This is a genomic window from Sneathiella litorea, assembly GCF_009882915.1.
Lineage (GTDB): Bacteria > Pseudomonadota > Alphaproteobacteria > Sneathiellales > Sneathiellaceae > Sneathiella > Sneathiella litorea.
This window is the reverse complement of record NZ_WTUW01000002.1, coordinates 884,662-896,958: the sequence shown is the minus strand read 5'-3', so window position 1 is coordinate 896,958 and position 12,297 is coordinate 884,662. Positions and strand designations below refer to the sequence as shown.

Here is a 12,297-nt window from a genome sequence, read left to right as displayed (position 1 = left end):
ATATATAGAGACGCTATTCGATGATTGAAACCCTGTTTCCGAAATGGCGTTCTATTCTGCCTGCCAGTTCCAGTTCAAGTAAAATCGTTAAAATCGTTGCAGCGGGCTCCCCGGTGAGACGGATCAACTCGTCGATTTCAACCGGTGTCGGGCTGAGATAACTCAAAATGTCGGGGCGGAGCCGGTCGAGGTCCTGCTCCTCCGGCTGGAGCGGATCAAGGAAGGGAAGAAGCGGCTGGTCCGGTTCTTTCAGGGGACGCTGTCGAATACCTTGCAGGGCGTCTATGATATCCGCTGCCTCCTCAATCAGGGTCGCGCCATTGCGGATCAGGTTGTTGGTTCCCTTCGCGCGCGGGTCCATGGGGGAACCGGGTATTGCAAAAACCTCGCGCCCTTGCTCGAGGGCCATGCGTGCGGAAATAAGCGAGCCGGAGCGGGGAGAGGCCTCCATCACCAGCACACCGAGCGCGAGACCGGAGATAATCCGGTTGCGGCGGGGGAAATGGCGGGCCTGCGGCACCGTACCCATGGGCTGTTCTGCGATGACGCAGCCGCGCTCATATATTTCCTCCTGCAGCGCCTTGTTCTCACGGGGATAGGGATAGTCGAGGCCGCCGCCAACCACCGCGATTGTTCCACCGTCCAGCGATGCCTGATGTGCTGCCGTATCGATCCCGCGGGCGAGGCCGGAGGCCACAATAATTTTCTCGCGTGATATTTCCCGGGCAATGTGCCCGGTCAGGCGCAGCGCCACGGCGGAGGCATTCCGCGCGCCGACGACCGCCAGGATATCCCTGTTCAGAAGATGGGCATGGCCCCGAATGGAGATAACCGGCGGAGGGTCCGCAATCATGCGCAGCGCCGTTGGATAATCCGGTTCCGTGGCAGCGAGCAGACGTCCGCCGAAAGCCAGGAGAGTGTCCATCTCCCTCATCGCATCAGCCACCGGACATACACGAATTGGTTTCTTGCGTCCCCCCTTGCGGGCAAGTTCGGGCAGGGCTTCAAGCGCCTTGGTCGCGGTTCCGAAACGGCCTAACAGTTGAAAAAATGTAATCGGTCCGACATTCTCCGACCGGATCAGGCGCAGCCAGGCAAGCCTCTCTTCTGAGGACAATTCGCGTTTTTGTTCCATTACCGGAAGATGGCAGAAGTTTTATAATCGCGTCAATTGAATTTTATGTGGATAAATGCTCGCAGTAACCTGACTAGGTCTTTTTATCAGAGGTCTCGATATCGCGAAACTGCGGCGATAGATCGAATATATTCCTAAGGGAAAACCCGCCTGCCTTCTTCTTTTCGACCGAGGGAAAAGAGGGTTCCGCCGCGATTATTGAGGGAGCAGGATCAGGCGAGAGCGGGGGATCGGCGTCTGGTTTTGATTGCCGCCGCCATTTCTTGAACTTCTCTATTTCAATCAGGACTTTCAATTCCTCCGCGGCGCCCTCGGCCGGATCCATCGTTGATTGAGGTTTGCTTATTTGCTTTTTGCGAATAACCATTACGGGTAGGGGAAAGTTTTCCTGGAAATAGCTGCGCTGCCGCGCGATCTCGGCCTTGTGCCGGTTTACATGCGCATCGAAAGCCTGACCAGCGGTGTCCTGCAGGTCCTGCAGACGGCGGACATTGGCATCCTTGATATGCTGTATTGCGCCGGAATCCATCGGCTCATCCATTTATCTCTTCGGTTTAAGTTCTCCTTTAAGTAGGTATCAAGGGCGAACTGTTCAACCGATAGTCAGGATTTCTTTTTACCGATGCGCGGTTCTTCGCCTTTCAACAGGCGGCCAATATTCTCGCGGTGGCGGATAAAGATGAGCAGGGCCATCATCGCGGCAAACTCAATCCGTTGCGTGTCGCCGTAATAGGTGCCGCCGATGGGGGAGAAGGTTTGCAGGATATAGATGTAAACGGGTGCAAGCGCGGCAGCGACCAGCGCGGAGAGAGAGGAAATCCGGAAGATCAGGGCGGTTAGCAGCCAGGTAAGGGCAACGCCGAGCCCGGCGGGCCAGCTGATCGCCAGCATCACGCCGATAAAGGTCGCAACGCCCTTGCCACCCTTGAATTTAAGCCAGATCGGGAAAAGATGGCCGAGAAAGGCGCCGCCGCCCGCCAGCACAGCATAGTCTTGCGTGAAGAAACTATTGGCGAGGATGACTGCAAGGGCACCCTTACCCCCGTCGAGCAGGAGGGTCGCGAGGGCGAGGCCCTTATTGCCTGTCCGTAAAACATTCGTCGCGCCGATATTGCCAGAACCGATTTTCCGCACATCGCCGAGTCCCGCCATTTTCGTGAGCACCAGCCCGAATGGGATTGACCCGATGAGGTAGCCGATAACGGCGGCGGCATAAAAGGGCCAGGTGTAGCTGATATCGCCTAAGGGATCGGGCATCGTGTAGCCTCCTAAAGCTCAAAAACGGCTTTGCCGCGCACAAAGGTTTTAAGGACGCGACCCTGCAGCAGATGGCCGTCAAAGGCGGTGTTCTTCGATTTTGAGAGCAGCTTGTCCCCCTCCACCTGCCACGGCTTTTCAGTATCGAAAAGGAAAAGATCCGCGTCCGCGCCTTTTTTGAGTGCACCGGCGTCAAGCCCTAGAAGCTTAGCAGGCGCCACCGTCATGGTATGAAGCAATCTCAAAAGATCGACATCGCCATTGTGATAAAGCCGCAGGCTGACCGGCAGCATGGTCTCCAGCCCGATCACGCCGGGTTTGGCTTGCGCAAAAGGCACGCGTTTGCTGTCCGCGCTTTGCGGCAGATGCTGGGATGAGATGATATCGATGGTGCCGTCCTTGATCCCCTCGATCACGGCGAGGCGCTCTTCCTCCTCTCGAAGGGGCGGGGAGACGCGGGCGAAAGTGCGGTACTCGCCCAGTTCCAGGTCATTCAGCGCATGATAATGCGGTGCGGTTCCGGCGGTGACATTCAACCCGTCATTCTTCGCCCGGCGCATGGTATCGAGGGCGTCGCGCGTGCTTAGATGCGCCGCATGCCAGCGCGCACCGGTCATTTTGACCAGACGAATATCGCGCTCCACCAGAATGGCTTCCGCGCAGGCCGGAACGGATTTCAGCCCCATGAAGGTCGCGGTGCGGCCACCCGTAATGACGCCGCCCGCTGCGAGCGCCGGATCCTCCGCATGGACGATGATGGGCAGGTCGAACATGGTGGAATAGGCAAGTGCCCGGCGCATCAGGTTTACATTCTGGATGGCGAACTGGCCATCACTGACGGCGACAACGCCCGCCTCGGAAAGAAGGCCCATCTCGGCCATTTCCTCGCCCAGCAGGCCCTTCGTCAGCGCGCCGGTAATGCAGACCTTGACCGCACATGAATTTTTCGCGCGCCGCTGCACCATTTCAACCAGTGCCGGATCATCGATGACCGGTTCGGTGGCAGGAAAGGCATTGATGCTGGTCACACCGCCCGCGGCGGCGGCCATCCCGGCGGTCGCCATGGTTTCGCGGTGTTCCTTGCCCGGCTCACAAAGATAGGCATGGGCATCGACAAGCCCGGGGGCGAGGCAGTATCCCTTGCAATCCTCAATTTTTGCACCGTCGGGCAGGGTATCTTTTTTGATATGTGATCCCCAGTCGAGGATCTTGCCTTTTTCGATGAGGACACCGCCCATAGTGTCTGTGTTCGTCGCCGGATCGAGCAGGCGGGCATTGATGAGGGCGCGGATCGGTTTACTCATGCCGCTGTCTCCCGTGTCAGAAGATCGAGGCAGGCCATTCGTACGGCAACGCCCATCTCCACCTGTTCAGAGATGGCGCTGATGTTTAGGTCATCGGCAATCTCGGAATCGATTTCCACTCCCCGGTTCATCGGCCCTGGATGCATGATCAGCGCGTCTTTCTTGGCGACGGAAAGCTTTTCCTTGTTGAGGCCGAAGAAATGGAAATATTCACGGATCGACGGCACGAAGGAACCCTGCATCCGTTCTGTCTGAAGGCGCAGCATCATGACGATGTCGGCATCCTTCAGCCCTTCGGACATTTTGTTGTAAACCTCGACGCCCATTTTCGCGGCATTCGACGGGATCAGGGTGGTCGGCCCGACGATGCGCACCCGTGCGCCCATGATATTGAGCAGTGCGATGTTGGATCGGGCGACGCGGCTATGCTGGATATCCCCGCAGATGGCAACGATCAGCCCTTCCAGCCGGCCTTTGCGGCGGCGGATGGTCAACGCGTCCAGAAGCGCTTGCGTCGGATGCTCATGACTACCGTCTCCGCCATTGATGACCGCGCAATCGACCTTTTGGCTCAAAAGATGCGGGGCGCCCGAATCTCCATGACGGATCACCAGAACATCCGGGTGCATGGCGTTCAGTGTCATTGCCGTGTCGATCAAAGTTTCGCCCTTTTTGACCGAGCTGGAACCAACCGACATATTGATGACATTCGCGCCTAGCCGCATGCCTGCCAGTTCGAAAGAGGTCCGGGTCCGGGTGGAGTTTTCAAAAAAGAGGTTGATCTGGGTCTTGCCCCGCAAAAGATCGCGGTTTTTATCCGGCGTGCGGGCGATTTCCGCGTAATGTTCCGCCAAAGACAAGATTTGATTGATGTCGGCAGCGTCGAGCCGCGCGATATCAAGGAGATGCCGATGGGCAAATCGTATGGGATCTGTGTTTGTCATTAAAAACCAACTGTATAGTCGCCCAATCGGCGCGCAGCAAGTATTTGGCGAAAAAATTATCGCAAAGAGTCGAGTGCGCCCTGCAGGATATAGGCGGCAGCCATTTTATCGACCGATTTCGCCCTTTTTTGGCGGGATGCATCCGCATCGATCATGCTGCGGGTGACAGCGACGGTGGATAGCCGCTCATCCCAGAAACACATGGGCAGATCGAAATATTCCTCGAGATTTTTCTGAAACTGGCGAATCGACTGGCAGCGTGGCCCCTCGCTCCCGTCCATATTGATTGGCAGGCCGATAACAAAACCGCCAATCGACCATTTCTCAATAATTTTGCGGATTTCTTCCGCATCTGTCTTGAACTTTGTCCGCTTGATTGTCATAAGAGGCGTGCCTATTTTCAAGGCGGTGTCGGATATGGCAAGCCCGATTGTCTTCGTGCCGGGGTCCATACCGAGAAGCCGCCTGTCTAGGGGCAACAGATGTTTCAAATAGGTGGGGTTGTCGAGAAGCATTGCTTACGCTAATTTGCAGCCAATTGTCGGTTTGGTGCCAATTTTCAAGTTGGATGAAATCCGGGCCGACCCTCCGGATAGCTTCTTATTATAGCAAAGGGTGACAGATGTCGCTTGATAAAGCCACTGTGGCGAAAGTAGCCAATCTGGCCCGCATCAAGATCGAGGAAAAAGACCTCGAACCGATGGCGGCCGAACTTAATAATATTCTGGGCTGGGTGGAACAGCTTGGCGAGGTGGATACGGACGATGTAGAGCCGATGACATCCGTTGCCGAGATGAGCCTGCGCTGGCGCGCCGATGAGGTGACGGACGGTGGTTATGTCGAGGATGTCGTCGCTAACGGTCCTAACCATGAAGACGGCTTTTTTGCCGTACCGAAGGTGATTGAATAATGAGTGACCTGACTAAACTGACTATTGCTGCGGCGCGCGACGGGCTGGCCAAGGGCGATTTTTCATCGCGTGAACTGACTGCTGCCCATATCACGGCGATGGCGGCCTCGAAACCGCTGAATGCCTATATTACGGAAACACCGGAGCAGGCGGTGGATGCCGCCACGGCGTCCGATGCGCGGCGGGCAAAAGGGGAGGCGGGCAAGCTTGAGGGCATCCCGCTCGCCATTAAGGATCTGTTCTGTACCAAGGGCGTTCTGACCACGGCGGCCTCGCATATTCTCGATGGCTTTACGCCGCATTACGAAAGCACCGTGACGGCTAAACTCTGGGATGCAGGCGCGGTGATGCTCGGCAAGGTCAATCTTGACGAATTCGCCATGGGGTCCTCTAACGAAACCAGTTTTTACGGCAATGTGGTCAATCCCTGGCGGCGCGACGGCGACGATAGCGCGCTTGTACCGGGCGGTTCTTCCGGTGGATCGGCCAGTGCCGTTGCCTCGTTCAGCGCCATGGGCGCAACGGGAACGGATACTGGCGGTTCGATCCGCCAGCCTGCGGCCTTCACCGGGATTGTCGGGATGAAGCCGACCTATGGGCGTTGCTCGCGCTGGGGCGTGGTGGCTTTTGCCTCCAGCCTTGATCAGCCGGGACCGATGGCGCGCACGGTGCGTGACACGGCAATCATGCTGGAATCCATGGCCGGGTTCGATGCGAAGGACAGTACCAGCGTGAATATGCCGGTGCCGAATTTCGAGGGAGCGCTGACCGGCGATATCAAGGGGCTCAGGATAGGCATTCCAAAAGAATACCGCATTGACGGCCTGAGTGATGAAATTGACGCTCTCTGGCAGCAGGGCATTGACTGGCTGAAAGAGGCCGGCGCGGAAATCGTTGAAATAAGCCTGCCGCATACCAAATACGCCCTTCCGGCCTACTATATCATCGCGCCGGCGGAAGCGTCCTCCAATCTCGCCCGATATGATGGGGTGCGTTTCGGCCTCCGGGTTGAGGGCAAGGATCTCAACGATATGTATGCGAGCACCCGCGCCGAAGGCTTTGGCGCCGAGGTGAAACGCCGCCTGTTGATCGGGACCTATGCGCTGTCCGCCGGATATTATGACGCCTATTATTTGAAGGCGCAGAAGGTCCGCGCGCGTATTGCCGAGGATTTCAAGCAGGCATATCTGAATGTCGATGCGATTCTGACCCCGACCGCGCCGTCTGCGGCTTTTGGCTTTGGCGAGAAGGGGGATGATCCGCTGGAGATGTATCTCAACGACGTGTTCACGGTGCCCGCAAGCCTTGCGGGATTGCCGGGTATTTCGGTTCCGGCGGGGCTATCCAAGGAAGGGTTGCCACTTGGCCTGCAATTGCTGGGCAAGCCGTTTGATGAGGAAACCGTATTCCGCGTAGGCGGCGTTCTGGAAGAAGCTGCCGGCTTTACCGCCACACCGACTGACTGGTGGAGGGGATAACAATGGGAATGATTATTCAAGGTGCCACCGGGGATTGGGAGGTCGTGATCGGCCTGGAAATCCATGCGCAGGTCACCAGCAAGTCGAAACTCTTTTCCGGTGCATCCGCCGCCTATGGGGCAGAACCGAACAGCCAGGTCTCCTTTGTTGATGCGGCGATGCCGGGCATGCTTCCCGTGATTAACGAGATGGCCGTGGAACAGGCAGTCCGCACAGGCCTCGGCCTGAATGCGAAGATCAATAAATTCTCGGTTTTTGACCGCAAGAATTATTTCTATGCCGACCTGCCGCAGGGCTACCAGATCAGCCAGTTTCTGCAACCTATCGTCGGTGAGGGTAAAATCCTCATTGACCTTAAAGACGGTGAAACCCGCGAAATTGGCATCACGCGCCTGCATCTGGAGCAGGATGCGGGGAAAAGCCTGCATGACCAGCACCCGAGTCAGACATTTGTTGACCTCAACCGCTCCGGCGTACCCCTGATGGAGATTGTGTCCGAGCCGGACATGCGCTCCCCGGAAGAGGCCGCGGCTTATGTGAAGAAGATTCGCAGCATTGTTCGGTATCTTGGGACCTGTGACGGCAATATGGAAGAAGGCTCCATGCGCGCCGACGTCAATGTGTCCGTGCGGAAACCGGGCGATGAATTCGGGACGCGCTGCGAGATGAAGAACATCAACTCCGTGCGCTTCATGCAGCAGGCGATCATCTATGAAGCGAACCGCCAGGTGGATATCCTGGAAGCGGGCGGTACGGTCGATCAGGAAACCCGGCTTTACGATCCGGACAAGGGGGAGACCCGGTCCATGCGCTCCAAGGAAGAGGCGCATGACTACCGCTATTTCCCCGATCCGGACCTTTTGCCGCTGGAATTCGATGACGCCTTTATCAAGCGGATCAGCGAGACCCTGCCGGAGCTGCCGGACGATAAAAAGGCGCGCTTTATCGATGAGCTCGGCCTTTCCGCCTATGATGCGGGCGTATTGGTTGCCGAAAAAGAGGTCGCCGATTATTTCGAGGCGGTGGCCAAGGGACGCGATGCCAAGCTTGCCGCAAACTGGGTCATCGGTGAATTGTTTGGCAATCTCAACCGGACTGGCAAGGGCTTGTCGGAAAGTCCGGTGAAGGCGAATGCGCTTGGTGAACTGATTGATCTTATCAAGGATGGCACTATCTCCAACCGGATCGCGAAAGAGGTCTTTGAGGAGATGTTCGATACTGGCAAGGCGGCAGCGGATATTGTCGAGGAAAAGGGCCTGAAGCAGGTTTCCGACACTGGCGCGATCGAGGCCGCGATCGATGAGGTGATTGCCGCCAATCCGGACAAGGTTGCGGAATACCGCAGCGGCAAGGACAAGCTTTTCGGCTTCTTCATGGGGCAGGTAATGAAAGCGACGCAGGGTAAGGCGAATCCCGGCGTTGTAACGAAAATCCTGAAACCCAAGCTTGATAGTTAGTTACGTAGAAAAGAGAGAGGATGCGGTCGCTGGCGCGGTCGCATCTTCTCAATCTTACGAGTAAGAGCTTACGGCCCAAATCAGCATGAAAACCGGGACGGCAAAGATATAAGCCGCTTCGCGCAGCTTGGCGATCAACTCGGGGCGGTATTTGGTCTTGCGTGACGACATGGATCAGGCCTCAAAATAATCAACGAAATGAAATCACCGCTCGAAAAATATGTCTTTTCGCAAATGCAGCATTGATTAAAATCAATGAACTAACGAACTTACTTCGCAGGTGCAATATATTTTTTGTTGATGCTTAGATCAGCACGATTTCCAGCCGGTAGGGGGAGGTATTGGTGATCTGGATAATCTCCATATCATGATAGGTTGGCGTTGATTTTTGATAGGAAATCCCCCAGGCCGTGACATCGATCCGGCAAATCAACCCGTCATATTTAAGCGCGACCTGATAGCCAGAGGTCGGGCCGCTACATTGGCAGCGATGATATTTAAAAGGGGTGAGAATATCAGGGGGTGGGGAGGTCCATTCGATTCCCTCGGTCTTGAGCTCCTGGTAGTGAAGATTTTTATCGTTGATGGTGCTAATCAGGGCAATATGGGTTTCCAAGGGCATCAGTCCTTCCTTTTTTCTACCCTGTTTGACGCCCTTGCGCCCGCAGTTGTGAGAAAAAGAACCGCGATTTATGTTCTGAATGACGCGACGGTCTGGTAGGCTTGGCAAATGCAGTGGAACGATAGTGGCCTTATCCTCAGTGTTCGCAAACATGGCGAAAATAGCGTGATTATTCATGCTTTTACCCGTGAGAACGGACTCTATGGCGGATTAGTCCGCGGCGGAGTGGGGCGCCGCCTGCGCGGTATATTGCAGCCGGGAAATGAGGTGGAACTCACCTGGCGAAGCCGCCTTTCTGAGCAGCTGGGTACATTTACGGTTGAACTCCGGAAATCACGTGCAAGCAGCCTGTTCGATGCGCCCAGTGCGTTGGCCGGGGCAAGTTCCGCGCTGGCCCTACTGGATATTGTCTTGCCGGAACGTGAACCGCATGGTGCGCTTTATAACGCGACCCTGCTGCTATTTGATGCGCTCGCGGATCAGCCTGACATCTGGCCACTTCTGCTGGCGCGCTGGGAACTTGGGCTTTTGACCGAGATCGGCTTTGGCCTTGATCTGACCCATTGTGCCGCCACGGGCGTGACGCAGGACTTGATTTACGTCTCCCCCAAGTCCGGTCGCGCGGTCAGCGCGGGGGCAGGCGTACCTTACCGGGAAAGGCTGCTGCCGCTTCCTTCTTTTCTCAGGGCGCGCTCCCTCAATCCGGACGCAGTGGAGGAGGCAACGACAGAGGATATTCTAGCCGGGCTTGAGCTTACGGGATATTTTATCGAGAAGTTTATTGGTGAACATCACCCGAAGGTTCATCTCTCCGCGCGGGAGCGGATGCTTGTTACACTTCGGCGTCGACACGCACCTGATTCCGGGAAAATTATAACGGAAAATGATCCGGCCTAATTTTTCCCTCCCCAAAGCAAAATCAGGTGGTATATAGGGAGCATGAGTGACCATTCCCCTATTAGACCCGGCGAGATCGTCCAGACCTCGCTAAAGGACGCCATAAGCGAGCGCTATCTTGCCTATGCGATGTCCACCATCATGTCCCGTTCGCTTCCTGATGTCCGCGACGGATTGAAGCCGGTACACCGGCGCCTTCTGTATGCGATGAGGCTGCTCAAGCTCGATCCGGGATCGGGCTTCAAGAAATGCGCCCGCGTGGTCGGCGATGTGATCGGTAAATACCATCCGCATGGTGACCAGTCGGTCTATGATGCGCTGGTCCGGCTCGCGCAGGAATTTGCCCAACGCTATACGCTGGTGGAAGGGCAGGGCAACTTCGGCAATATCGACGGCGATAATGCGGCGGCCATGCGTTATACGGAAGCGCGCCTTACCGTTATCGCGGAAATGCTGCTTCGGGATATTGATCAGGATACGGTGAATTTCCGTCCCACTTATGATGGAGAGGATAAAGAGCCTGTCGTCCTGCCGGCCGCTTTTCCGAATTTGCTCGCCAATGGGTCCTCGGGCATTGCAGTTGGCATGGCGACCTCGATCGCGCCGCACAACGCGATTGAACTTTTAAATGCATTGCTTCATCTGATCAAGTTCCCGAATGCCGGGATTGATAAGCTGATGGAATATATTCCCGGTCCCGATTTCCCGACCGGCGGAGAACTGGTGGAGAAGCCGGAGAATATCCGCGAAGCTTATCTGACCGGTCGCGGTAGCTTCCGCCAGCGGGCGACATGGGAAGTGGAGGATCTCGGCCGAGGCACCTACCAGATTGTCGTGACTGAAATTCCCTATCAGGTGCAGAAAAGCAAGCTGATCGAGCGGATTGCAGATTTGATCCAGACTCGGAAACTTCCGTTCCTCGCCGATGTGCGCGATGAATCGGCGGAAGATATCCGCCTTGTGCTGGAGCCGCGCAGCAAGAATGTCGAGGCCGAGATGCTGATGCAGGGCCTGTTCCGGCTCAGCGATCTGGAAACGCGCTTTTCGCTTAACATGAATGTGCTTGATGCGACCCAGACACCACGTGTGATGAGCCTCAGGGAAGTGCTGCTTGCGTTCCTCGACCATCGCTTTGAGGTGCTGGTCCGCCGCTCGAAATTCCGGCTTGGCAAGATCGAGGCAAGGTTGGAAGTCCTGGAAGGCTATCTGATTGTCTTCCTCAATCTGGATGAGGTGATCCGCATTATTCGCGAGGAGGATCATCCGAAGCAAAGCCTGATCGACACCTTCAAGCTGACCGAGAATCAGGCTGAGGCAATCCTCAATATGCGGCTCCGTTCCCTGCGCAAGCTGGAGGAAATGGAACTCCGCACGGAGCATGACAGCCTGAGCAAGGAGAAGGCCGATCTTGAGGCGCTGCTTGAAAGCGAAGACCTGCAAAGAAGCGCCATCGCCGAAGAGATTCGCGAGATGAAAAAGACGCTTTCCGGGATGCCGGAAATCTCTGAACGCAGAACCCGTATCGGTGAGGCGCAGGAGTTGCCCGATATCCCGCTGGAGGCGATGATCGAGAAGGAGCCGATTACCGTCATCTGTTCGGACAAGGGCTGGATCCGCGCGCTGAAAGGGCATGTGGATGAAACGGGCACCGAGAAATACAAGGACGGTGACAAGGGTCGCTTCTGGATCAAGGCGGAAACAACAGACAAGCTGGTCTTGTTCGCGACCAATGGCCGGTTCTATACCATCGGTTGCGACAAGCTTCCGCGCGGGCGCGGGCATGGGGAGCCGGTGCGGCTGATGATCGATCTGGGTAATGATCAGGATATTGTCTCGCTCTTCGTGCATAAGGCGGACCGGAAACTGCTCGTTGCCTCCAGTGACGGGCGTGGATTCATCGTCGATGAAAACAGCGTTATTGCCCAGACCCGTAACGGCAAGCAGGTTCTCAATGTCTCTGGCGATAATGAAGCGGCATTCTGTATTGATGTCGACGGGGATAGTGTTGCGGTAATTGGCGACAACCGAAAGCTTAACTGTTTCGCACTGGAGGAACTTGGTGAAATGTCGCGTGGGCGCGGCGTTACCCTGCAGCGCTATAAGGATGGTGGGCTGTCGGACATCAAGACCTTCACGAAGGAAGCTGGGCTCACCTGGAAATCCGGGGAACGCACCCGAACCGAGACGGACCTCACCGGCTGGTACACCCGGCGTGGCAATGCCGGCCGGCTCCCGCCACGCGGCTTTAACAAGAGCAACAAGTTCAGCTAGTCCATTTTCGGTTTTGTTAGCA

Annotated in this window: 12 protein-coding genes; 5 read left to right on the top strand and 7 right to left on the bottom strand. The window is 56.3% G+C overall.

What is annotated here, in order from left to right; genetic code table 11:
* Positions 1-13: 13 nt before the first annotated feature.
* The 6 genes from dprA to ruvX form a co-directional block, all read right to left on the bottom strand.
* Positions 14-1,117 (bottom strand): DNA-processing protein DprA, encoded by a 1,104-nt coding sequence (dprA, locus tag GQE98_RS10675; RefSeq protein ID WP_202526227.1) that lies wholly within the window; start codon positions 1,115-1,117, stop codon positions 14-16.
* A 91-nt stretch (positions 1,118-1,208) separates the two neighbouring features.
* Entirely contained in the window at positions 1,209-1,676 is a 468-nt protein-coding gene (locus tag GQE98_RS10670) for a hypothetical protein (RefSeq protein ID WP_161315622.1), read from the bottom strand.
* Positions 1,677-1,738: 62 nt separating this feature from the next.
* A complete protein-coding gene (gene plsY / locus GQE98_RS10665) occupies positions 1,739-2,392 on the bottom strand; it encodes a glycerol-3-phosphate 1-O-acyltransferase PlsY (protein WP_161315621.1) in 654 nt (217 codons plus the stop codon).
* Between the two features lie 11 nt (positions 2,393-2,403).
* Positions 2,404-3,696, bottom strand: a complete 1,293-nt coding sequence (gene pyrC / locus GQE98_RS10660; protein WP_161315620.1) for a dihydroorotase — start codon at positions 3,694-3,696, stop codon at positions 2,404-2,406.
* The gene (locus tag GQE98_RS10655; protein WP_161315619.1) at positions 3,693-4,640 is read right to left on the bottom strand and encodes an aspartate carbamoyltransferase catalytic subunit; all 948 of its coding nucleotides are present in this window, start codon (positions 4,638-4,640) and stop codon (positions 3,693-3,695) included. The genes pyrC and GQE98_RS10655 overlap by 4 nt, the downstream gene beginning before the upstream one ends.
* Before the next feature lie 56 nt (positions 4,641-4,696).
* Entirely contained in the window at positions 4,697-5,155 is a 459-nt protein-coding gene (ruvX, locus tag GQE98_RS10650) for a Holliday junction resolvase RuvX (protein WP_161315618.1), read from the bottom strand.
* 107 nt (positions 5,156-5,262) lie between these two features.
* Here ruvX and gatC point away from each other — a divergent pair, with 107 nt between their 5' ends.
* From gatC to gatB, 3 genes are read left to right on the top strand one after another with little or no spacing between them, the layout of a single operon-like run.
* Positions 5,263-5,550 (top strand): Asp-tRNA(Asn)/Glu-tRNA(Gln) amidotransferase subunit GatC, encoded by a 288-nt coding sequence (gene gatC / locus GQE98_RS10645; protein WP_161315617.1) that lies wholly within the window; start codon positions 5,263-5,265, stop codon positions 5,548-5,550.
* The gene (gatA, locus tag GQE98_RS10640; RefSeq protein ID WP_161315616.1) at positions 5,550-7,028 is read left to right on the top strand and encodes an Asp-tRNA(Asn)/Glu-tRNA(Gln) amidotransferase subunit GatA; all 1,479 of its coding nucleotides are present in this window, start codon (positions 5,550-5,552) and stop codon (positions 7,026-7,028) included. The genes gatC and gatA overlap by 1 nt, the downstream gene beginning before the upstream one ends.
* A gap of 2 nt (positions 7,029-7,030) precedes the next feature.
* Positions 7,031-8,485: an Asp-tRNA(Asn)/Glu-tRNA(Gln) amidotransferase subunit GatB gene (gene gatB, locus GQE98_RS10635; RefSeq protein ID WP_161315615.1), complete on the top strand. Its 1,455-nt coding sequence runs from the start codon at positions 7,031-7,033 to the stop codon at positions 8,483-8,485.
* Between the two features lie 304 nt (positions 8,486-8,789).
* On the opposite strand, the gene GQE98_RS10630 is transcribed toward gatB, so the two are convergent.
* Positions 8,790-9,107 carry a hypothetical protein gene (locus GQE98_RS10630; protein ID WP_161315614.1) on the bottom strand — a complete coding sequence of 106 codons (318 nt, stop codon included), beginning with the start codon at positions 9,105-9,107 and terminating at the stop codon, positions 8,790-8,792.
* Between the two features lie 108 nt (positions 9,108-9,215).
* Here GQE98_RS10630 and recO point away from each other — a divergent pair, with 108 nt between their 5' ends.
* Together recO and parC are read left to right on the top strand one after the other, a co-directional pair.
* Positions 9,216-10,004 carry a DNA repair protein RecO gene (gene recO / locus GQE98_RS10625; RefSeq protein ID WP_161315613.1) on the top strand — a complete coding sequence of 263 codons (789 nt, stop codon included), beginning with the start codon at positions 9,216-9,218 and terminating at the stop codon, positions 10,002-10,004.
* A gap of 42 nt (positions 10,005-10,046) precedes the next feature.
* Positions 10,047-12,275: a DNA topoisomerase IV subunit A gene (parC, locus tag GQE98_RS10620; protein ID WP_161315612.1), complete on the top strand. Its 2,229-nt coding sequence runs from the start codon at positions 10,047-10,049 to the stop codon at positions 12,273-12,275.
* Positions 12,276-12,297: the final 22 nt, after the last annotated feature.